5 protein-coding genes are annotated in these 25,379 nt (G+C 62.7%); 3 read left to right on the forward strand and 2 right to left on the reverse strand.

The genetic code is table 11. The features are described 5' to 3' along the window. Positions 1-7 precede the first annotated feature (7 nt). A complete protein-coding gene (gene ssuD / locus D6Z43_RS01100) occupies positions 8-1,156 on the reverse strand; it encodes an FMNH2-dependent alkanesulfonate monooxygenase (RefSeq protein ID WP_120649880.1) in 1,149 nt (382 codons plus the stop codon). Between the two features lie 10 nt (positions 1,157-1,166). Next, positions 1,167-1,730: an FMN reductase gene (gene msuE, locus D6Z43_RS01105; protein WP_120649881.1), complete on the reverse strand. Its 564-nt coding sequence runs from the start codon at positions 1,728-1,730 to the stop codon at positions 1,167-1,169. Between the two features lie 283 nt (positions 1,731-2,013). Between msuE and D6Z43_RS01110 the strand changes: the two genes are divergently transcribed. The 3 genes from D6Z43_RS01110 (at position 2,014) to D6Z43_RS01120 (ending at position 25,373) form a co-directional block, all read left to right on the forward strand. Continuing rightward, entirely contained in the window at positions 2,014-3,078 is a 1,065-nt protein-coding gene (locus tag D6Z43_RS01110; RefSeq protein ID WP_120649882.1) for a sigma-54-dependent Fis family transcriptional regulator, read from the forward strand. An 818-nt stretch (positions 3,079-3,896) separates the two neighbouring features. Beyond that, positions 3,897-14,192, forward strand: a complete 10,296-nt coding sequence (locus D6Z43_RS01115; RefSeq protein ID WP_120649883.1) for a peroxidase family protein — start codon at positions 3,897-3,899, stop codon at positions 14,190-14,192. A gap of 858 nt (positions 14,193-15,050) precedes the next feature. Further along, positions 15,051-25,373: a peroxidase family protein gene (locus D6Z43_RS01120; protein WP_120649884.1), complete on the forward strand. Its 10,323-nt coding sequence runs from the start codon at positions 15,051-15,053 to the stop codon at positions 25,371-25,373. Positions 25,374-25,379: the final 6 nt, after the last annotated feature.

Below are 25,379 nucleotides of genomic sequence, written 5' to 3' on the forward strand. Positions count from 1 at the left end.
GGGCGATTCAGCGCGCAGCGGCGGTCTTGGGCAGCACGTCGTTGGCAATCATTTCGCCGAAGGGGCCGGTGAGGTTGGTCACGCCGCGTCCGGCCAGGCTCGCGTAGGGCTCGGGCAGCAGCGGGAACACCAGCTCGGCGAAGCGGTAGGCCTCTTCCAGGTGCGGATAGCCGGAGAAAATGAAGCTCTCGATGCCGAGGTCCGCGTATTCCTTGATGCGCTCCGCCACCTGTTGCGGGTCGCCTACCAGGGCAGTACCCGCACCACCTCGCACCAGGCCGACGCCCGCCCAGAGGTTGGGGGCGATTTCCAGGTTGTCGCGGCGGCCGCCGTGTAGCGCGGCCATGCGCCGTTGGCCTTCGGAATCGAAGCGGGCGAAGGATTGCTGGGCGGCGGTGATGGTGTCGTCGGAGATGTGCTCGATCAGCTTGCTGGCGGCTCGCCAGGCTGCTTCGGCGGTTTCACGAACGATCACGTGCAGGCGGATGCCGAACTTCACCGTGCGGCCGTGGCGGGCGGCGCGTTCGCGCACATCGGCGATCTTCTTCGCCACCGCTGTCGGCGGTTCGCCCCAGGTCAGGTAGACGTCCACTTGCTCGCCAGCCAGGTCATGGGCTGCGTCGGAGGAGCCGCCGAAGTAGAGCGGCGGGTAGGGCTGCTGGAGCGGCGGGTAGAGCGCCTTGGCGTTCTCCACCTGGATGTGCTTGCCCTTGAAGTCGACCGACTCTCCCTGCAACACGCGACGCCAGATGCGCAGGAATTCGTCGGTGACTTCATAGCGCTCGGCGTGGCTCAGGTGGATGCCGTCACCGCGGTTCTCGTCGGGGTCACCGCCAGTGACCACGTTGATCAGCAGACGGCCGCCGGAAAGGCGGTCGAGGGTCGCGGCCATGCGCGCGGACACGGTGGGGGAGATGATCCCAGGGCGAATCGCTACCAGGTAACGCAGGCGTTCGGTCAGCGGCGCCAGGGCTGAGGCCACCACCCAGGAGTCCTCGCAGGAGCGGCCAGTGGGGATCAGCACGCCGTAGTAACCGAGGCTGTCGGCGGCCTGCGCTACCTGTTTGAGGTAGGGCAGCGAGACCGGCCGGGCACCCTGGCTGGTACCAAGGAAGTGGCCATCGCCGTGGGTGGGGAGAAACCAGAAAACGTTCATGTCAGGTCCTTCAGGCAATCTTCAGCAGGTCGGCGGCAGCGCCGGTGAAGAGGGGGGCGGCGCGCTCGGCGGCGAGCTGGATGCGGGCTTTCAGTGCGTCGCTGGCGATCTGGTAGTTGTCGAAGTCGGCCTCGGAGGCATAGACGCCGATGGGCAGGGTCAGCGACTGGAAGAAACTGAACAGCGGACGCAACTGGTGGTCGAGGACCAGCGCGTGGCGCTCGCTGCCACCGGTGGCGGCGAGCAGCACCGGGGTATCGATCAGGGCATTGAGGTCGATCAGGTCGAACAGGTGCTTGAACTGGCCCGGATAGGTACCGCGATAGACCGGCGTGGCCACGACCAGCAGGTCGGCGTTCTCGATGGCGCGCAGTTCGTGCTCGACGGTATCCGGCAGTTCCTTGCGGGACAGGGCGCCGCCTACCGAGCGGGCGATATCACCCAGTTCGATCAGATGGCTCTGGATGGGCAGGTGCTTGCCCAGCTCGGCGACGATGGCCTGGGTGAGTACCAGGGTGCGGGAAGGACGGAAGGTGCTGCCGGTGACAGCGACCACTTTGATCGGCTTGGTCATGGGGAATCCCTTGTGATGTTGCTCTGTGTGCAGCGGGACAGAGCAAGGGGCGTACCAAGACGTAAAGTGTGCTGAATCAGGGCAGTTCAATGCTGTTTTTCAGGTTTTCTCTGATTAATGCGCAACAGTTGTGCTGATGAAGTGTTGCTGTGGCAACACTCCCTCGGCCGTCTTGAAAGGTTTATATTCGAAAAAGAAATATATAAATATCAATCAATAATTTTTTTATCTATATGTGTTTCGTGCATCATCCGCCTGCGCTATCGGCTGCCAGGAATGCACCATGTCTCTGCTTACGCTCCCCAATGCCCGTGAACTGACCAAGTCGGTACGGGCCACTGTGCTGGTGTTCAAGGACCCGGCTTCCCAGGAACTGCTCAGCCGCATCGAGCGCCTGGCGCCTAGTGAGGCCAATGCGCTGATCATTGGCGAGACCGGTACCGGCAAGGAGCTGGCGGCCCGTCATATCCACAATCTCAGTCGCCGCGCCAGTGGCCCCTTCGTGGCGGTGAACTGCGGCGCCTTTGCCGAAACCCTGGTGGAAAGCGAGTTGTTCGGTCACGAGAAGGGCGCCTTTACCGGCGCCACCCAGGCCAAGGCCGGTTGGTTCGAAACGGCCAACGGCGGCACGTTGTTCCTCGACGAAATCGGCGACCTGCCACTGAACATGCAGGTGAAGCTGTTGCGTGTTTTGCAGGAGCGGGAGGTGGTTCGGCTGGGTTCGCGCACGCCCATTCCCATCGATGTGCGCCTGGTGGCTGCGACTAACGTGAACCTGGCGGACGCCGTCGTCGCCGGGCACTTTCGCGAGGACCTGTTCTATCGGCTGCACGTGGCCAGCATCAAGCTGCCGCCGCTGCGCGAGCGCAAGGGCGATGTCCTGCCCCTGGCGGAATTTTTCCTCGCAGAACATTGCCGGCGCCTGGGCTACACCCCGGCCAGCCTGAGCGAAGAGGCTGCACGCAAGCTGCTCGCCCACAGCTGGCCGGGCAATATCCGCGAGCTGGAGAACGCCATCCACCACGCCCTGCTGGTTTGCCGCAATCGCGAGGTGCAACCTGGCGATTTGCAACTGGTGGATTTGCGCCCGGCCTCGATTCGCCAGGAAGTGCCTCTTCAGCCCGTCGGCCTCGAGTCCGCACTGGAGGCGCTGTTCGAGGAAAACCAGCCGGATCTCTACGAGCGGATCGAGGAGCGGCTGTTCCGCACGGCCTACCGCTTCTGCCACGGCAACCAGCTGCAGACCGCCCGGCTGCTGGGCATCAGCCGCAATATCGTGCGCGCGCGGCTGGAGAAGATTGGCGAACTGGAGGCTGTCAGCCGCACCCCCGGCGTTCGTCTTGCCTGATCCCATCTCCCGCGCCTCATCCTGAGGCGCGAGCGGACTGTAGGAGCGAGCTGGCTCGCAAGCCTTCTGGGCCGCCCCTTCGCGAGCAAGCTCGCTCCTACACAAAGCCCAACCCTGCTGCCGATTCAGGCAAAGGCACGGTTTTTTGACTCACCTGTTCGCGTATTTTGCAAGTCTTGGCGTGCGGCTTCCGGGCGGTGGCAAACAGCAGATTAACGGAGGTTTGTTGATTGGAAGGCTCTAGATCAATGGTTTCGGCGGTTGGTGATGGCCCCTGAATTGGGTGGGTATAGCCCCGAAGTACCACGTATTCGCATCTTTGTAAGAACTTATTTCATTGTAAAAAGCCGTAATAACAACAACTTAGAGTTGTAAATGTTGCGATATTGGTCATTCCGACGGTCGCTTGACAGTGTTTTTGGCCGAATCTTTAGTCAGGTGTGTAAGAAATTGTTTCGCATCGTAGGCAGCTGCATCGTGAGGGCGCTGCAGCCTTAGCCGGGAAACAATAAAAGCTAGGGAGAACGTCATGAGCACTGTCTTTCGAGTCCTGTCCCAAGGGGCGATTTCGCCCATTTCCTCTCATCTTTCCGAATATCACGACCCGCCGGGTCATTGACCCAGGTGCCGGCCAACTTCGCCGGTACCGTCAGGGATAGAACCTCCTGCTGAAGAGCATGAACTGCGCTAGCACCTGCGTCGCTTCAAGGTAGGCGTCATCTAATCCCCCAAATCCCGAAGTCAAGTCGAAAGCGTGGCGCATGACCTTGCTGCCATGGCGCACGCCCCTACGCAGTCGGAAGTGAGGAATCAGCAAAATGGCCAATTTCAACCTCGCGGACCTGGATTTCATCCTCCAGCAGATTCTCATCGCCGAAGCACACGCTTCCGGGGAGGATCTTCGCGACCTGCTACCCAACGTGCAGGTGCCTTTCGGCCTGCGCACCATCGATGGCTCGTTCAACAACCTGTTCGCTGACCAGTCCCAGTTCGGCGCCGCGGATAGCATTTTCCCGCGCCTGCTGGACCCGGTGTTCCGGCCTGCGGAGGCAGGAACTTCCTACGCGCAGATCACGGGCACGGTGATCGACTCCCAGCCGAGGACGATCAGCAACCTGATTGTCGACCAGACCGCCAATAATCCTGCAGTGGTGGCGGCGGCCTTCGATCCGGGGCCGGACGGGACCCTCGGGACCGCCGACGATGTGCTGAAGGACGGCGCCCAGATCGTGACCAGCCCTGGTCTCGACGGGCTGTTCGGTACGGGCGATGACACGCCGACCTTCTTCATTCCCAACGTCGCGCCAGACGGCGGCCTGTCCGCCCCCTTCAATGCGTGGATGACCTTCTTCGGGCAGTTCTTCGACCACGGCCTGGACCTGGTCACCAAAGGCGGCAATGACATCGTCTTCATCCCGCTGCAACCGGATGACCCGCGCTTCGTGGTGGGCAGCCCGACCAACTTCATGGTCCTGACCCGCGCCACCCAAGTGGGCGGTGTACTCGGGCAGAACGAGAACACCACCTCGCCCTTCGTCGACCAGAACCAGACCTACAGCTCGCACCCGTCGCACCAGGTGTTCCTGCGCGCCTATGCGATTGGCGCCGATGGTGAACCGCACGCGACCGGCAGGCTGATCACCAACCGCGCCTTGGGCGCCGATGGCGACTTCGGCACCGCCGATGACGTGGAAATCGGCGGCATGGCCACCTGGGCGGTGGTCAAGGCGCAGGCCCGTGACATCCTCGGGATCAACCTGACCGACGCCAACGTCTTCGATGTGCCGCTGCTGGCCACCGATGCCTATGGCAACTTCATCAAGGGCCCGAACGGCTTCCCGCAAGTCGTCATGAAAGGGGCCGATGGCCTGGCCGGCACCGCTGACGACTTCCTGGTGGAAGGCAATCCGCTGGCGCCCATCGACCTGACCAATGCGGTCGGCACCGGCCACCAGTTCCTTATCGACATCGCCCATAGTGCCGACCCCTCGGCCGCAGCTGGGCTGGTGCGCGACAACAACGGCGTGATCGGTGGTGTCCAGCCGGCCGGTACCTATGACGGCGAACTGCTCGATGCCCACTACATGGCTGGCGACGGCCGGGTCAACGAGAACATCGGCCTGACCACCGTGCACCACGTGTTCCACTCCGAGCACAACCGCCTGGTGGAACAGACCAAGGCGACACTGCTGGCTTCCGGTGATGTGGCGGTCCTCAATCAATGGCTGCTGACGCCCGTAGTCACCATCCCCGCCGACACCTCGACCCTCAACTGGAACGGCGAGCGTCTGTTCCAGGCCGCCAAGTTCGGCACCGAAATGCAGTACCAGCACCTGGTGTTCGAAGAATTCGCCCGGACCATCCAGCCGCAGGTGGATGGATTCCTGGCACCGTCCGGCTATGACACCACCATTGATCCGTCCATCGTCGCCGAGTTCGCCCACACGGTTTACCGTTTCGGCCACTCGATGCTGACCGAGACCATCGACCGCTTCGACCCGAACTTCAACCCGGTCACGGTCGATCCGCTGCACCCGACCAACGACCAGCAGATCGGCCTCATCGCCGCCTTCCTCAACCCATTGGCCTATGCCGCCAGCGGCCCGAGCGCCGAAGAAGCGGCCGGTGCGATCGTGCGTGGCCTGACCCGCACCGTGGGCAACGAGATCGATGAGTTCGTCACTGAGGCCCTGCGCAATAACCTGGTGGGCCTGCCGCTTGACCTGGCGGCACTGAACATCGCTCGTGGCCGCGACGCCGGTATTCCGTCGCTGAACGCAGCACGCCGCGAGTTCTATCACATGACCGGCGACGAGCAACTGACCCCCTATACCAGTTGGGTGGACTTTGCCGATCACCTCAAGCACATGGAGTCGCTGATCAACTTCATTGCTGCTTACGGCACGCACTCCAGCATTACCGGCGCCACCTCTCTGGCGGCCAAGCGCGCGGCGGCGACCTTGTTGGTGCTGGGTGGCGCCGGTGAGCCGGCCGACCGTCAGGACTTCCTGCACAGCACCGGCGCCTGGGCCAGTGGCGCCGACGGCGTGACCACCACCGGCCTCGATCTGGTGGACTTCTGGATCGGCGGCCTGGCCGAAGAGAAGATGCCCTTTGGCGGCATGCTGGGTTCGACCTTCAACTTCGTCTTCGAGACCCAGTTGGAGGCCCTGCAGAACGGCGACCGCTTCTACTATCTGTCGCGCACCGCGGGGATGCACTTCGGCACGGAGCTGGAGAACAACTCCTTCGCCAAACTGGTGATGCTCAACACCGACGTCACTCACCTGCCGAACGCGATCTTCTCAACCCCGACCTGGACCCTTGAGGTCAACCAGGCAGCCCAGCACACCGGCCTGGGCGTTACCGGGCGCGACGACCCCACTGGCGGCATCCTCATCAACGGCGTGGAAATCACCCCGCTGGTTATTCGCGACGATCCCAACACCGCGGCTGTTGAAACCAATTACCTGCGCTACACCGGCGAGGACCATGTGGTGCTCGGCGGTACCGCAAACAACGACACCATCATTTCCGGCGAAGGTGACGACACCCTCTATGGCGATGGCGGCGACGACGTGCTGGAGGGCGGTTACGGCAACGACACCGTCATGGGCGGCGCAGGCGATGACATCATCACCGATGCCGGCGGCGACAACCGCATGGAAGGCGGCGACGGCAACGATGTGATCCATGTCGGCAACATGATGGCTGGCGGCGTCGGTAACCTGATCCTCGGCGGCAACGGCAAGGACTTCATCGTCACCAGCGAAGACATGTCCACCACCTTCGGCGGCCAGGGCGACGACTTCATCTATAGCGCCAAGACCAGCCTGCCGCCCACCGGTAACGAGGGTGATGACTGGATCGAGTGGGGTACCCAGGACGGTGCGCCTGGCGACAACTTTGCGCCCCTGCTGGCTGACAACATCATCGGCAACGATGTGTTCATCGGCGGCGGCGGCTTCGACGAGATGATCGGGGAGGGCGGCGACGATATCTTCGTCGGCAGTGATGCCCAGGACAAGATGGACGGCATGTCCGGCTATGACTGGGTGACCTACAAGAATGACAACATCGGCGTAACCGTCGACCTGGCCCTGGCGGCGTTCCTTGGTATCGGTGAGGTGGGTGACCACATCGCCTTCCCGGTGGCCCAGTCACCAGCCTCGATCTTCGACCGTTTCGCTGAAGTGGAAGGTCTGTCCGGTTCCGCCTTCGCCGATATCCTGCGCGGCGATGACGTCGACCCGACCACCATCATCAACCACGGTGGCGCCACTGGCGGCGCGCTGACCAACCTTGACCTGATCACCGGCCTGCGTGCGTTTGTCGGTACCCAGGCCAGCGTCGGGGCGGACGCCATTCTTGGCACCGCGGACGACCTGGTGGACACCTTCATCGGCGGCAACATCATCCTCGGCGGTGGCGGTAGCGACATCATGGAAGGTCGCGGCGGCAACGACTTGATCGAGGGTGACCTGATGCTGAACGTGCGTATCAGCGTGCGCCAGAACGTCGACGGCACCGGACCGGAGATCGCCAGCTTCGACAGCATGGTGGACCTGATTCCGCTGATGCTGAACCACACCTTCAACCCCGGCCAACTGGTGGCCGTGCGTGAGCTGGTCAACGGTGGTGCGGACTTCGACACTGCCAATTACCAGGGGCGCGCCGGCGAATACACCGTCGTCGCCAATGCCGACGGCTCCTTTACGGTGACTGACTCGGTGGCTGGCCGTGACGGCATCGACCGCCTGACCAACGTCGAACGCATTCAGTTCTCGGACGCCCGTCAGGTGCTGGTCGCCGGCCTCAACGCCGAGCCGGTCGGATCGCTGACCATCACCGATACCAATGGCGGCGGCCTGCAGGTGGGCGACTTCCTCACGGTTTCGGCTGCTGGCGTCACTGATGCCGACAACCCAGGGGCCATCACCGATGTCAACTACGTGTGGCAGGTGGAACGCAACCCAGGCACCGGTGTGTTCGAGGACATCATTGCCGCTCCGGCGGGCGATCTGGCCTTCCAGAGCGCCAACGGCATCCGCTTCCGCATCACACCCGACCTGGCCGGGCTGTCGATCCGGGTAAAAGGTGTCTATGCCGACGGCAATGGCGTGACTGAGCAGGTATTCTCGGCGGCTACCGCTGCCGTGGCGCCCTTCACCCCGCCGCCACCCACCACTGCGGTGGACCCAGGGCCGGCGATCACCGCCGGTGGGCCTGGCGTCCAGTTGGTTCGTGGGGACCTGGACTTCATCCTTGACCAGATCCGCGTCGCCGAAGCTCACGCCAATGGCGCGGACCTGCTGTCCCTGCTACCCAACATCCGTGCTTCGATGGGCTTGCGTACTGTCACCGGCGAGTTCAACAACCTGCTGAACTTCTCCGGCATCGACCAGAGCCAGTTCGGCGCTGCCGACAATACATTCCCGCGGCTGCTGCCGGCGGAGTTCACCAATGAGCAGGATGAGGCGCCGTTCCTCGGTGTGACCAACACCAACTACAACTCCTCCACCAACGTGGTGGACAGCGACCCGCGCACCATCAGTAACCTGATCGTCGACCAGACCAACAACAACCCGGCGGCGGTCGCTGCCGCTGCGGGTACCAATGGCTCCACCCTGGTGACCAGCCCCGGCCTGGATGGCCTGTTCGGTACGGCCGATGACCAGCAGGTGAATTTCATCCCGAACACCATGCCGGACGCCGGCCTGACCGCGCCGTTCAACGCCTGGATGACCTTCTTCGGGCAGTTCTTCGACCACGGCCTGGACCTGGTCACCAAGGGTGGCAGCGGTACGGTGTTCATCCCGTTGCAACCGGATGATCCACGCTTCGTGGTGGGCAGCCCGACCAACTTCATGGTCCTGACTCGTGCCACCCAAGTGGGCGGTGTAGCTGGGCAGAACGAGAACACCACCTCGCCCTTCGTCGACCAGAACCAGACCTACAGCTCGCACCCGTCGCACCAGGTGTTCCTGCGCGAGTACGTGATGACGGCCGGTGGTCCGGTGGCCACCGGTGAGCTGGTCACCAACCGCAACCTGGGCGCTGACGGTCAGTTCGGTACCGCCGACGACCTGGAAATCGGTGGCATGGCCACCTGGGCAGTAGTCAAGGCTCAGGCCCGCGACATGCTGGGGATCAATCTGACCGATGCCAATGTGTTCGATGTGCCGCTGCTGGCCACCGACGACTATGGCAACTTCATCAAGGGTCCGAATGGATTCCCGATGGTGGTCTTCGTCGGTCCGGACGGTCTCCCGGGAACTGCGGACGATGTGCTGCTCGAAGGCGACCCTGCCGCCAACGGTGGTGTGGGGATCAGCCTGGCCGGCGCGGTCGGCACCGGGCACCAGTTCCTCATCGACATCGCCCATGCCGCCGATCCTTCGGCAGCACCGGGGCTGGTGCGGGACAATGACGGCGTCATCAACAGCCAGGTCGGAGCTCCACAGCCAGCCGGTACCTACGATGGCGAACTGCTGGATGCCCACTACATGGCGGGCGACGGCCGGGTCAACGAAAACATCGGCCTGACCGCCGTGCACGCGATCTTCCACTCGGAACACAACCGCCTGGTGGAGCAGACCAAGAGCACCGTGCTGGCCAGCAACGACGTGGCCTTCATCAACGAGTGGCTGCTGACCCCTGTCACCACCTTCCCGACCACCCCGGCCGAGATCGCGGCCCTGCAGTGGAACGGCGAGCGTCTGTTCCAGGCCGCCAAGTTCGGTACCGAAATGCAGTACCAGCACCTGGTGTTCGAGGAGTTTGCGCGGACCATCCAGCCGAACATCGACCCGTTCTTTGCGCCGACCCAGGTCTATGACGTCAACCTGGATCCCTCGATCGTCGCCGAGTTCGCCCACACGGTTTACCGTTTCGGCCACTCGATGCTGACCGAGACGGTCGACCGCTTCGACGCCAACTTCAACCCGATCACGGTCGACCCGCTGCACCCGACCAACGACCAGCAACTGGGCCTGATCGCGGCCTTCCTCAACCCCCTGGCCTATGCTGCCAGCGGGCTGACCCCGGAAGACGCCACCAGCGCCATCGTCCGTGGCGTGACCCGCACCGTGGGCAACCAGATCGACGAGTTCGTCACCGAGGCCCTGCGCAACAACCTGGTGGGCCTGCCCCTCGACCTCGCCGCACTGAACATCGCCCGGGGCCGTGACACGGGCGTGGCAACGCTCAACCATGCCCGCGCGCAGTTCTATGAAGCCACCGGCGACGCCAACCTGAAGCCCTACGTCAGTTGGGCGGATATGGTGATGCACCTGAAGCATCCGGAGTCGCTGATCAACTTCATCGCGGCCTACGGTACCCATGATTCCATCGATGTGACGGCAACGACCCTGGCCGAGAAACGCGCGGCGGCCACGGCCATCGTCCTTGGCGGCGCTGGTGCGCCGGCCGATCGACTGGACTTCCTTAACAGCACCGGCACCTGGGCTGGCGTGGAGACCGGCCTGAACCTGGTGGACTTCTGGATCGGTGGCCTGGCCGAGAAGGTCACGCCCTTCGGCGGCATGCTGGGCTCGACCTTCAACTTCGTGTTCGAGAACCAGCTGGAGAAACTCCAGGACGGTGACCGCTTCTACTACCTGGAGCGCACCGCCGGCCTGAACTTCAACGCCGAACTGGAAGGCAACTCGTTCGCCAAGCTGATCATGGCCAACACTGCTGCTACTCACCTACCGGGCGTGGTCTTCCTGACCCCGGCCTTCACCCTTGAAGTCAATCCGTTGCTGCAGCACACCGGCCTCAACGATGCAGGGCTCGATGGCATCCAGGGCACGCTGGACGATGTAGTGGGCGCCGACGGCATCGCCGGCAACTCCGACCCGCTGGGTGACAACCCGCTGCTGCCACTGGTTAGTCGCGACAACCCGGACACTCCCGGGGCCGATACCAACTACCTGTTGTACCGCGGACCCGACCATGTGGTGCTGGGCGGTAGCGCCGGCAACGACATCCTGCGCTCCAGCGAGGGTGACGACACTCTCTACGGCGACGGCGGCAACGACCGCCTGGATGGTGGGTACGGCAATGACTTCATCAATGGTGGCGACGGCGACGACATCATCACGGACGTGGGTGGCGACGACAACATCAAGGGTGACAACGGCAACGACGTGATCCAGGGCGGCAATGGCGTCAACCTGATCCTCGGAGGTTTCGGTAACGACTTCATCATCACCGGTGAAGACGCCAGTGAGGCCTTCGGTGGACAGGGCAACGACTTCATCCTGGGCTCCAAGGCCAACGAGCAGGACATGGGTAATGAAGGGGATGACTGGCTGGAAGCCGGTACCTCGGACGGCGCCCCTGGCGACAACTTCGATCCGGCCGGCAACGACCCGATCGCGGGCAACGACGTCTATGTCGGCAGTGGGGAGAACGACAAGTTCAACGCTGAGGGCGGTGACGACATCATGGTCGGCAGCGCCGGCCTGGGTGATCGCTACATCGGTGCTTCAGGCTACGACTGGGCGACCTTCAAGAACGATACTCGCGGTGTCACGATCGACATCAGCGATCGCTTCTTCGACCAACCGCAACAACCGGGCTCGGGTGCCTCGGTACTGGCCCGCTTCGACTTCGTCGAAGGCCTGTCAGGCTCCGCCTTCGGTGATGTGATCAGCGGCGACGACTCCGATGCCACTACGCTGCCGACAGCTGGAGCCAAGGGCAGCGTGCTGACCAACATCGCGCTGATCTCGGGTCTGCAGGAGTTCCTCGGCGCCGGGGTCACCTTCTTCGACGGCGGCAACATCATCCTCGGCGGCAGCGGCAGCGATATCCTCATGGGGCGCGGCGGCGATGACCTGATCGATGGCGACAAGTGGCTGAACGTGCGCATCAGCGTACGTCAGAACCTGGACGGCTCAGGCCCGGAAATCGCCAGTTTCAACAGCATGGCCGAGATGGTGCCGCTCATGGTCAACGGAACTTACAACCCGGGGCAATTGGTGATCGTGCGGGAGATCCTGCAGGGCGATGCGGCGCTGGATACGGCGGCCTATCGGGGCCTTTCGTCGGAGTACGACTTCGTCACCAACCTGGACGGCTCTGTGACGGTGACCGACCTGGTGGCTGGTCGTGATGGCGTTGACCGCCTCACCAGCATCGAGCGGCTGCAGTTCACCGACGGGATCATCGATCTGTCCGGCACTGATGCCCGTCCGGTGGGCGCCGTGAGCATTAGCGACGGTACGCCTGAGGTTGGCTCGTTGCTGACCGCATCCCTGGCCGGCGTCACCGATGCCGACAATGCCGGCGGTACCATCACCGGTCCGGTGTCCTACTACTGGCAGGTGGAAACCGTCGCGGGCTCGGGCATCTTCGAAGACATCACCTTCGTCGCTGCCGGTGAGGTGTCCCGCGCCACCGGCCGGACGTTCCGCGTCACCGAGGATCTGGCTGGCCTGGCCCTGCGGGTGATGGCCATCTACAAGGACGCTAACGGCGTGCTGGAGACTGTCCTGTCGAATGTGACGGATACGGTAGCTGTCACCCAGGTCAACGATGTACCGACCGGTGCGCCGGTGATCAGTGGAGCATCGTTCTTCCAAGGTGTGGCGCTAACTGCGAGCCAGGGCACCATTGCCGATGCCGATGGCACCACCACCTCGGTGTTCAGCTTCCAGTGGCAGTCCTCCACCAACGGCACGACCTGGACCAACATCGGCGGTGCCTCCACGACGAACTTCACCCCCGGCGCGGCGCAGGTCGGGTTGATGCTGCGGGTGGTGGTGAGCTTCACGGATGACCAGGGCTTTGCCAACCAGGTGGCGTCGGCGGCGACCGCCTTCATCGGCGGGACGTTCAACGGCGGTCCTGGCAACGACATCCTGACCGGTGGGGCTGGCGACGACGTGATGAACGGCGGTGGTGGTAACGACACGCTCAACGGTGGAGCCGGCAATGACCTGATCGATGGCGCCACGGGTGCCGACAGCATGACCGGTGGAGCCGGCAACGACACCTTCTATGTCGACAACGTGCTCGATTCGGTGACCGAGGCAGTCGGGGACGGGCGTGACATGGTGCGCACGACACTCGCGAGTTACAGCCTGGGCGCCAACGTCGAGGATCTGGCCTATATCGGAAGCAGCAATTTCACGGCGGTGGGGAACGGCCTGGCGAATGTGATCGCCGGTGCCGTGGGGAACGATACCCTGAGCGGTGGCGGCGGCAATGACATGATGTTCGGTGTAGCCGGCAATGATGTCCTCAACGGCAATGCAGGGGCTGATCGTATGGTGGGGGGAGTCGGGGACGACACCTTCTATGTGGACAACGCGCTGGATGTGGTGGTCGAGAATACGGGCGAGGGGAGTGACATGGTCCGTACGACGCTGTCCAGCTACACCCTGGGGGCCAATCTCGAGGTCCTGGTCTCCCTTGGTGCCGGCGCCTTTACGGGGACCGGCAACGCCTTGGCCAACCGGCTGGTCGGTGGCACCAGCACTGATACCCTCGACGGCCTGGCCGGGAATGACATTCTCCATGGGCTGACCGGCAACGACGTGCTCAATGGTGGCGCGGATGCCGACACGATGATGGGTGGCAGCGGTAATGACACCTACTACGTGGACAATGCGCTGGACTTCGTGGCTGAGGCGGTGGGTGATGGGACTGATGTCGTTCGCACGACGCTGTCGAGTTACAGTCTCGGGACGAACGTGGAGAACCTGGTGTTCATTGGCAGCGGGGCGTTCAGTGGCACGGGCAATACCCTGGCCAACCGGATCCTGGGCGGAAGTGACGCCGACACTCTCAATGGACTGGGTGGGAACGACGTCCTGGTTGGCGGTGCAGGCAACGACACCATGAATGGTGGCGCAGGCAATGACATCTTCCAGTTCGGTGCGGGCTTCGGGCAGGACCAGATTCTCGGCTTCGATGCCATTCCTGCGGGAGGCCAGGACCGCTTGCATGTCGCGAATCTGGGCATTACCGCGGCGAACTTCGCTGGTAGTGTGGTCATCGCTGGGGTGGGGGCCGACACCCTGGTCACCATCGGAGCCGACAGCATCACTTTGGTGGGCGTGGCCAGTGCCACCGTGACCCAGGCGGACTTCATCGTCAGCTGAGGAGGCAGCCAACGCGCACGATGCAGTAACGGAAAAGGGGTGAAGCCCTCGCGGCTTCACCCCTTTTTCATGCCTGGCAGAATCGCTCGCCAGATCGATTGCCAGGCCCTATTTCGGCACTTTTGGACTGCTGAATCGGTGTCGCCAAGTTTCTGGCGTATGGGCCGCCCCGTCTACTCTTTATCAAGCAAAAAAGGTGCCGGTGAATTGCCCGGATTTCCCACTTGAGTCAACGGTTGTAATCCGCTGATAAGTGGGAATACGACCAGAAGCCGCTCTAGAACGCCACTTCTAGCTGTCAGGAGAAGAGCGTGCCAGGACCGTTGGAAGAGTGCTACCGCATGTTGAATGCACTTGGTGCACTTGAATTAGTCAACTAATCCTTTTAAATCATTAGCTTAATGTGTTTTTACATTTAGAAACACATGCTGACGTTTTATTGACAGTGCCTAGGGCCGGGGCTTTAGTCAGGGTGTGAACGAGCATGACTGTTTTTTGGCACGCAGCGGCGTTGAGGGACATCGCTGTGGCGCCCGCCACAAGAGTGCTAGGGAGAACACCGCAATGAGCATCGATTCATTCTCGCGCAGTGGGCCAAATGGCCCTTCAGCCTGTGCCGCCCCCCAGGTCCGTTTCCACGGCCCACCCCTCGCCTGAGTTGAAGTGCCGCCTTTGAGCGCGGCGCTGACGGGGACAAATCCATTCAGTCGGAACTGAGCCACTTCCAAGGCTTGGCGGGTTCGGCCGCGACTGCGATTTGCCCGGCTTGATCGATTTCCTTCGAAGAAACGTGGAATTGCCCCCGCGTGGGTGTGATTCGGCCTGACTAATTGCTGTCGGATTGAGGAAAACAACACCATGGCCACCTACATCAAGTCTGACCTCGAGTTCATTCTCCAGCAGATCCTGATCTCTGAAGCCCATGCGGCAGGTGAGGACCTGTCGCTACTGCTGCCGAATTCACAGGTTCCCTGGGGACTGCGGACCGTCGACGGATCATTCAACCACCTGGTGCTGGGGCAGACCGAGTTCGGGGCGGCGGACAACCTGTTTCCGCGCTTGCTCGATCCGGTTTTCCGCATTGCAGATAACGGGACGACCTACAGCCAGACCAGTGGTTTAGTGTTCGACTCGCAGCCGAGGACCATCAGTAACTTGATCGTCGACCAGACCGCCAATAATCCGGCGGCGGTGGAAGCCAACGGTGGCGCGGCTCCCGTCCTGAGCCCGGGACTCGATGGCATCTTTGGCACGCCGGATGACCAGGAGGTGTTCTTCATCCCCAACACCACACCGGATGAGGGCCTGTCGGCACCGTTCAACTCCTGGTTCACTTTCTTCGGCCAGTTCTTCGACCATGGTCTGGACTTGGTGAGCAAGGGGGGCAGCGGGACCATCTTCATTCAGCTGCAAGAGGACGATCCGCTGTTCAACCCGAACAGCGCGACCAATTTCCTGGTCCTGACCCGTGCCACCAACCAGCCGGGTGCGGATGGTGTATTGGGTACCGAGGACGATATCCACGAGCACACCAACACCACCTCGCCCTTCGTCGACCAGAACCAGACCTACAGTTCGCACCCCTCGCACCAGGTGTTCCTGCGTGCCTATGTCACGACTGCTGACGGTCCGGTAACGACTGGCAAGCTGATTACCAACCGTGACCTGGTGGACGGGGTCTTTGGCAACGGCAATGACGTGGACCTGGGCGGCATGGCCACTTGGGCCACGGTCAAGGCCCAGGCCCGCGATGTCCTTGGCATCAACCTGACCGATGCGGACGTGGGCAACATTCCGCTGCTAGCTACCGATCCCTATGGCAACTTCATCAAGGGGGCCAACGGCTATCCGCAAGTGGTAATGAGCGATGGTGCCGGTGGGACCTTCTTGGTCGAAGGCGATCCGACCGCCAACGGCGGACAGGGCATCAGTTTGGCCAACGCTGTGCGCACCGGCCATGCCTTCCTCGATGACATCGCCCATAGCGCGAACCCCTTCAATAGCCAGACCGGCGCGCTGCTGGCCGCCGACGCTGACGGCGTTGCCGGAACCGACGATGGCAATCCGGCCACCTACGACAACGAATTGCTGGACTCCCACTACATCGCTGGCGACGGTCGGGTGAACGAGAACATCGGTCTCACCGCCGTGCACCACGTGTTCCACTCGGAGCACAACCGCCTGGTGGACCACACGAAGGAGGTGATTCTGAGTTCCGGCGATGTGGATTTCCTCAACCAGTGGTTGCTGGTTCCCGTTGTCGGACAGATTCCCGCCGATACATCCACTCTGGTATGGAATGGCGAGCGACTGTTCCAGGCCGCCAAGTTCGGCACGGAAATGCAGTACCAGCACCTGGTGTTCGAGGAGTTCGCCCGTAAGGTGCAGCCGAATGTCGATGCGTTCCTCGCTCCCACTGGCTTCGACGCCACCATCGACCCGTCGATCGTCGCCGAGTTCGCCCACGTGGTGTATCGCTTCGGTCACTCCATGCTGACTGAAACCATCGACCGTCTGGACCCGAACTTCGTCAACAGCGAGATAGGCCTGATCGCCGCCTTCCTCAACCCCTTGGCGTTCGCCGCCAGCGGGGCGGATGCGGATGCAGCCGCCGGAGCCATTGTTCGTGGTGTCACCCGTCAACAGGGCAACGAGATCGACGAGTTCGTCACCGAGGCCTTGCGCAACAATCTGCTGGGTCTGCCGCTGGACTTGGCGACCATTAACATCGCCCGTGGCCGTGATGCCGGTATCCCGTCGCTCAACGCAGCTCGCCGTGAGTTCTTCGAAGCGACCGGGGACAGTCAGCTGGAGGCCTACAGCAGCTGGGTGGACTTCATGGGCGGCCTCAAGCATGAGGCGTCGCTGATCAACTTCATCGCCGCCTATGGCACCCACTCCACCATCACCGGCGCATTGACCCTTGATGGCAAGCGCGCCGCCGCCATGGCCATCGTTCTAGGTGGTGCTGGTGCACCCGAGGACCGCCTGGACTTCTTGCACAGCACCGGAGAATGGGCCAGCGGCGCCAATGGAGTGACCACTACCGGCCTGGATCTGGTGGACTTCTGGGTGGGCGGCCTGGCCGAGAAGCAGATGCCCTTCGGCGGGCTGCTGGGTTCCACCTTCAACTTCGTCTTCGAGACCCAGTTGGAGGCCCTGCAGAACGGCGACCGCTTCTACTACTTGGGCCGCTTGGCAGGACTCAACTTCCTCACCGAGATGGAGCAGAACTCCTTCGCCAAGATGGTGATGCGCAACACCGACGTTGATCGACTGCCGGCGGATATCTTCACCGCTCCTGGTCTGATCCTGGAAGTCGACCAGACGCGCCAGTTCAACGCTGGTGTCGTCAACAACCCCGGTGCTGATGGAATTCTTGGCGATGATCCATCCACCCCGCTTGTGGATGAAAGCGCCGACGATATCGCGACGCCCAACGAGGACCCGCTGGGCGACAATGTGCTTGTTCCGTTGGTGATCCGCGACAACCCGGCCACTCCGGGAGCCGACACCAACTACCTGCGCTACACCGGTGAAGACCACGTGGTGCTCGGTGGCACCAACGAAGCCGACATCCTGATCGCCAGCATCGGCGATGACACCATCTGGGGCGATGGCGGCAATGACCGTATCGAAGGCGGCGATGGCGTGGACAGCCTCAATGGCGGCGCCGGCGACGACATCATCACGGACATGGGCGGCGACGATAACATCAAGGGTGACGACGGCAACGACGTCATCCATGGCGGCAACGGCTTCAACCTGATCCTTGGCGGTGCCGGAAACGACTTCATCATCACTGGCGAGGACGTGTCGGAAACCTTCGGCGGTACCGGCAACGACTTCATCTACGGTGCCAAGGGCAACCTGCAGACTGCCGGTAACGAAGGCGACGACTGGATCGAGATCGGTACCCAGGACGGTGCCCCCGGCGACAACTTCTCGCCCTTCGCCCTGGACGAGGTGGCAGGCAATGACGTCTTCGTCGGCGGTGGTGGCTTCGATGAGATGATCGGTGAAGGCGGCGACGATATCTTCTTCGGCTCGGAAGGTGCCGACCACTTCGATGGTGGCTCCGGCTTCGACTGGGTCAGCTACAAGTTCGACCCGTTCGGCGTGCTGGCCGACATGATCGTCGACGACTTCTTCGAGCCGCCGGTTCCCGCTTCCAACGCCGGCATCTTCGACCGCTTCGCCTTCGTCGAAGGCTTGGCGGGTTCGCAGTTCGGTGATGTCCTGCGCGGTGACAACGCGGATGCTGCGGAGATCGCTGAAAACGGTCCGCTGGGCAGCGTGCTGAACCAAGCCGGCATCGACCTGATCGCCGGGCTGCAGGAGTTCCTCGGCGCAGGTGTCACGTCGTTCGGCGGGGGCAACATCATCCTTGGCGGTGGCGGCAGCGATATCCTCGAAGGCCGCGGCGGCGATGACCTGATCGATGGCGATCGTACGCTCAACGCCTATGTCAGCGTGCGTACCAATCCTAGCGATCCGGCCACGGAAATTCGCCGGGTCGACAGTATTGGCGCGCTGATTCCGGACATGCTCTCGGGTGCGATCAATCCGTCGCAGCTGGTCATCGTGCGTGAAGTCATCCAGACCGTTGGCCCCAACTACGACACAGCGGTTTACTCGGGCAACTTCGACGACTACCAGGTCGATATCAACAACAACGGCACCACGCTGGACTTCAGCGACGACGTGATCACGGTGACCCACCTTGAGGTGGACGTCGACGGCAATACCGTCATTGGTGCCGACGGCGTGGACCGGCTGACCGGCATCGAACGGCTCCAGTTCAACGATCAGTCCGTGGCTTTGGTGCCGGGTGGCAACGCCGGCCCGCAGGGGCTGCTGCAGATCAGCGATAACACTCCGCAGAACGGCCAGGTCCTGACCGCTTCGTCCCTGCTGGTGACCGATGCGGACAACATTACCGGAGGGAACCCGACGGGCGCGATTACCGGGCCGGTTGCCTACTTCTGGCAAAGAGAGACCGTTGCCGGATCGGGTTTGTTCGTGGATATCGTCAACGAAGCCGGGGAACGACCGGAAACGGCGCAACGCGACAGCTTCCGTGTGACTGCCGACCTCGACGGCCTGGCGCTGCGGGTGAGGGCTGTCTACAAGGACGCCGATGGCGTGCTGGAGAACGTGTTCTCGAACGCTACTGCCGCGGTGAACGGCAACGTGGTTGTTGCGCCGCCAGCAGCCGTACCGCAGGAAAGCTTCGTTGCCAGCCCCGGCGTACATCTGGTTCGCAGCGACCTGCAGTTCATCCTCGACCAGATCATTATCTCCGAGCGCCATGCCGCTGGTGAGAACCTGCTGGATATCGTGCCTAACTCTCGCGGTGCATTTGGTCTGCGCACTGTGGATGGCTCCTTCAATAACCTGGTTCCGGGTCAGGAGCACTTCGGTGCGGCTGACCAGCCTTTCCCGAACCTGGTCCCACCCGTGTTCCGTGACGACCAGGACGGGGACACCATGAACCTCGGCCCGGGAGGCGTGGTCACCAACACCGACTACGGCGCCCCCGGCAATGTGGCCGATACTGACCCGCGGACCATCTCCAACCTGATCGTCGACCAGACCATCACCAACCCAGCCGCTGTGCAGGCCTATGTGGATGCCGGTCTGGGAACCCTGGACCCCAGTGGCGTGCTGCTGGACCTGAACGGCGCACCGATCCCGGCTGGCCAGCCGCTGTTCATCCCCAACACCGCGCCGGACGAGGGGCTGTCCGCCGGCTTCAACTCCTGGTTCACCCTGTTCGGCCAGTTCTTCGACCATGGCCTGGACCTGGTGACCAAGGGCGGCAATGGCTTTGTCTTCGTGCCGCTGCAGCCGGATGACCCCCTCTTCGTTCCGGGGGGTACCTCGAACTTCATGATCCTCACCCGCACCAGCAACGATGCTCCGGGGCAGGACGGCTTGATGGGCACCGCAGACGACATCATCGGTGGCGGACCGCTCAATACGACCACGCCGTTCGTCGACCAGAACCAGACCTATACGTCCCACGCCTCGCACCAGGTGTTCCTGCGCGAGTACGAGCCAGACGCTAGCGGAAATCCGGTCGCCACGGGTCGCATGCTCGATGGCGTCGGTGGCCTGCCGACCTGGGCCGAAGTCAAGGCTCAGGCCGCCCAGATGCTGGGCATCCAGTTGACCGATGGCAACATCGGCAATGTCCCGCTGTTGGCGACTGACCTCTATGGCAAGTTCATCCCGGGAGCGAACGGGTTCGCGCAGATCGTCACCCTTGTTGGCGACCAGATCGTGCTCGTCGAGGGCGTCGCGGGCGGCCTCGCGATTCCGGGCAACGCCCTGTTCACCGGGCATGCGTTCCTGGATGACATCGCCCATGCGGCCAACCCGTTCAACAGCCAGACCGGCGCGTTGATGACGGCGGATGCAGACGCGGTAACCGGTCCGGTACCGAACCCCGCATTCGATCCGAATCTACCGGTGGGGCCAGGCAACCAACCGTTCCTGCCCCAACCGGCCAATACCTTTGACAACGAACTGCTCGACCGCCACTTCATCACAGGCGACGGGCGTGGTAACGAGAACATCGGGCTGACCTCGGTTCACCATGTGTTCCACGCCGAGCACAACCGCATGGTCGATCAGATCAAGGCTGTGGTGCTGGCCAGCAACGATCCGGATTTCATCAGCAATTGGCAGAATGCGGACGGCAGCTGGAATGGCGAACGTCTGTTCCAGGCGGCTCGCTTCACGACGGAAATGCAGTACCAGCACCTGGTGTTCGAGGAGTTCGCCCGCAAGGTGCAGCCGCAGGTGGATGTGTTCTTCAATGCCACCCAGGTGTATGACACCCAGATCAACCCGGCGATCGTCGCCGAGTTCGCCCACGTGGTGTACCGCTTCGGCCACTCCATGCTCACCGAGACTGTGGACCGGCTGAACCCGGACTTCACCGACGCGGGCAGCATGGATCTGATCGATGCCTTCCTGAACCCGCTAGCGTTCAACAACAACGGTGCCCTGTCGGCTGAGGAGGCTGCCGGCAATATCGTCCGTGGCATGACTCGCCAGGCCGGCAACGAGATTGACGAGTTCGTCACCGAGGCATTGCGCAACAACCTCCTCGGATTGCCACTGGACCTGGCCACCATCAACATCGCTCGCGGCCGTGACACCGGCGTGCCCACGCTCAACGCGGCGCGTCAGGACTTCTACAACGCGACCGGCGACAGCCAGCTGCGGCCCTACACCAGTTGGGTCGACTTCGCTGCTCATCTGAAGCACCAGACGTCCATCGTCAACTTCATCGCGGCCTATGGCACCCATGCCGAATTGCTGGCGGCTGACGTGAATACGACTGCCGAGAAGCGTGCGGTGGCCTTCGCCCTGGTGTTTGGTGGCGATGCGATCATCAACGAAGGGACTGCGGAACAGCGCACCTTCACCGCCGACACCGCGGATCGTCTGGCCTTCCTCAATGGACCCGCGGCTACCACTGGGGTCAACGATATCGACCTGTGGATCGGTGGTTTGGCTGAAAGGCAGATGCCTTTCGGTGGTCTGCTGGGCTCGACCTTCAACTTCGTGTTCGAGAACCAGATGGAGAAACTCCAGGACGGCGATCGTTTCTACTACCTCGAACGCACGGCGAGCATGAACTTCCTCACCGAGCTGGAGAACAACTCCTTCGCCAAGATGGTGATGGCCAACACCAACGCGATCCACCTGCCAGGGGATATCTTCTCCGACCCAGGCCTGATCCTGGAGGTGGACATTACCCGGCAGTTCAACGCGGATGTGGTCAACCCTGGGGCTGATGGCATTCTCGGTGATGATCCCTCGACGGTGGGTATCGACGAAAGCCTCGACGACTTCGCTGCTCCAGGCGAAGACCCGCAGGGCGGCAGTGCCTTGCTGCCCTGGGTGATCCGCGACAACCCGGTCAATACCGACAATCTCGCCACGGCGTTCTACAACGAGGCGAACACCAACTACCTGCGCTACACCGGTGATGAGCACGTGGTGCTGGGCGGTACCGACGGCGACGACGTCATGATCGCCAGCATCGGTGACGACACGATCTGGGGCGATGGCGGTCGTGATCGCATTGAAGGCGGCGACGGCAACGACCTGATCCGCGCAGGCGATGGCGACGACATCATCACCGACCGCGGCGGCGACGATAACATCCAGGGCGACGGTGGCAACGACGTCATCCACGGCGGCAATGGCATCAACCTGCTGCTGGGTGGTTTCGGCAACGACTTCATCGTCTCGGGTGAGGACGCCACGGAAATCTTCGGTGGCGTCGGCAACGACTTCATCCTTGGTACCCGTGGCAACGAAGCGCAGTTCGGCAACGAGGGTGATGACTGGCTGGAACTGGGCGGCCCTGACGGCAACGCCGGTGACAACTTCAACGAGTTCGGCCTGGACAACGTGCCCGGCAACGATGTGTACATCGGCGAGCGCGGCATCATCGACCGCATGGATGGCGAGGGTGGTGACGACATCATGCTCGGCAATGGCGGCGAGGGCGACCGCTATGTCGGTGCCTCCGGCTTCGACTGGGCAGTGTTCCGCGACGACCCGCAGGGGGTCAATATCGAGTTCGACCTGCGTGCCTTCGACGAAACCCCGGTGACTCCGTCGACCGCTTCCCTGTTGACTCGCTTCGAGTTCATGGAAGGTCTGTCCGGTTCGTCCCACAGCGACATCCTCAAGGGTGACGACCGCGATGCGGCGGCCATCTCCACCTCGGGCGTGAACGGCAGCATCCTCACCAACATCGGCCTGATCGCCGGGTTGGGGGAATTCCTGGGCACTGGGGTCACCTCGTTCGGCGCCGGTAACATCATCCTCGGTGGCAGCGGTAGCGACATCATCGCGGGCCGGGGCGGGGATGACCGGATCGACGGCGATCGCTCGTTGACCGTCTATATCAGCGTGAAGCAGAACGCCGACGGAACCGGACCGGAGATTGACCGCGCCTTCAGCATGACCGAGCTGGTACACGACATGCTTACCGGCCGCTACACCCCCGGTCAGTTGGTGGTCACTCGCGAGCTGCTCGCCGGCAATGGGGCGTTCAACTACGACACCGCCGAGTTTTCCGGCAATCGTGCCGATTACACGGTGCTCAACAACGGTGATGGCACCTGGACCGTGACCGACACTGTCGATGGACGCGATGGTAGCGACCGCCTGAGTGGTATCGAGCGCCTGCAGTTCAACGATGTCAGCGAGGCGCTGGTGGTTGGTCTCAATAGCGGGCCTGTGGGGCTGGCAACAATCAGCGATGCCACACCGGAGGTGGGGACTCGCCTGGTGGCATCCATTGCAGGTGTGACCGATGCCAACAACGCGGGTGGCATTGTCACCGGGCCGGTGTCCTACTACTGGCAGGCTGACGTGCGTGGTGACGGCATCTTCGAAGACATCATCATCGAGAACGCCGGCGCCGAACTGGCCCGCGCCACCGGACCGAGCTTCCTGGTCACCGCCGCCCAGGCTGGGCTGGCGATGCGCCTGAAGGCCATCTACAAGGACGGCAATGGCGTGCTGGAGACCGTGTACTCGGCAGTGACTGCACCGGTATCGGGCACCCAGGTCAACGATGTACCGACTGGTGCGCCAGTGATCAGCGACACCACGCCGGCCCAAGGCCAACTGCTGACGGCCACGCGCGGCACCATCGCCGATGCCGATGGCACCACCACCTCGGTGTTCAGCTTCCAGTGGCAGTCCTCCGCCAACGGCACGACCTGGACCAACATTGGCGGTGCCACGTCGGCAAGCTTCACCCCCGGCGCATTGCAGGTTGGGTTGATGCTGCGGGTGGTGGCGAGCTTCACGGATGACCAGGGCTTCCTCAACCAGGTGGCGTCGGCGGCGACCGCCTTCATCGGCGGGACGTTCAACGGCGGTCCTGGCAACGACATCCTGACCGGTACCGCCGGTGACGATGTGATGAACGGCGGTGGTGGTAACGACACGCTCAACGGTGGAGCCGGCAATGACCTGATCGATGGCGCCACGGGTGCCGACAGCATGACCGGTGGAGCCGGCAACGACACCTTCTATGTCGACAACGTGCTCGATTCGGTGACCGAGGCAGCCGGGGACGGGCGTGACATGGTGCGCACGACCCTTGCGAGTTACAGCCTGGGCGCCAACGTCGAGGATCTGGCCTATATCGGAAGCAGCAATTTCACGGCGGTGGGGAACGGCCTGGCGAATGTGATCGCCGGTGCCGTGGGGAACGATACCCTGAGCGGTGGCGGCGGCAATGACATGATGTTCGGTGTAGCCGGCAATGATGTCCTCAACGGCAATGCAGGGGCTGATCGTATGGTGGGGGGAGTCGGGGACGACACCTTCTATGTGGACAACGCGCTGGATGTGGTGGTCGAGAATACGGGCGAGGGGAGTGACATGGTCCGTACGACGCTGTCCAGCTACACCCTGGGGGCCAATCTCGAGGTCCTGGTCTCCCTTGGTGCCGGCGCCTTTACGGGGACCGGCAACGCCTTGGCCAACCGGCTGGTCGGTGGCACCAGCACTGATACCCTCGACGGCCTGGCCGGGAATGACATTCTCCATGGGCTGACCGGCAACGACGTGCTCAATGGTGGCGCGGATGCCGACACGATGATGGGTGGCAGCGGTAATGACACCTACTACGTGGACAATGCGCTGGACTTCGTGGCTGAGGCGGTGGGTGATGGGACTGATGTCGTTCGCACGACGCTGTCGAGTTACAGTCTCGGGACGAACGTGGAGAACCTGGTGTTCATTGGCAGCGGGGCGTTCAGTGGCACGGGCAATACCCTGGCCAACCGGATCCTGGGCGGAAGTGACGCCGACACTCTCAATGGACTGGGTGGGAACGACGTCCTGGTTGGCGGTGCAGGCAACGACACCATGAATGGTGGCGCAGGCAATGACATCTTCCAGTTCGGTGCGGGCTTCGGGCAGGACCAGATTCTCGGCTTCGATGCCATTCCTGCGGGAGGCCAGGACCGCTTGCATGTCGCGAATCTGGGCATTACCGCGGCGAACTTCGCTGGTAGTGTGGTCATCGCTGGGGTGGGGGCCGACACCCTGGTCACCATCGGAGCCGACAGCATCACTTTGGTGGGCGTGGCCAGTGCCACCGTGACCCAGGCGGACTTCATCGTCAGCTGAGGAGGC

Source organism: Pseudomonas sp. DY-1 (assembly GCF_003626975.1).
Taxonomy (GTDB): Bacteria; Pseudomonadota; Gammaproteobacteria; order Pseudomonadales; family Pseudomonadaceae; genus Metapseudomonas.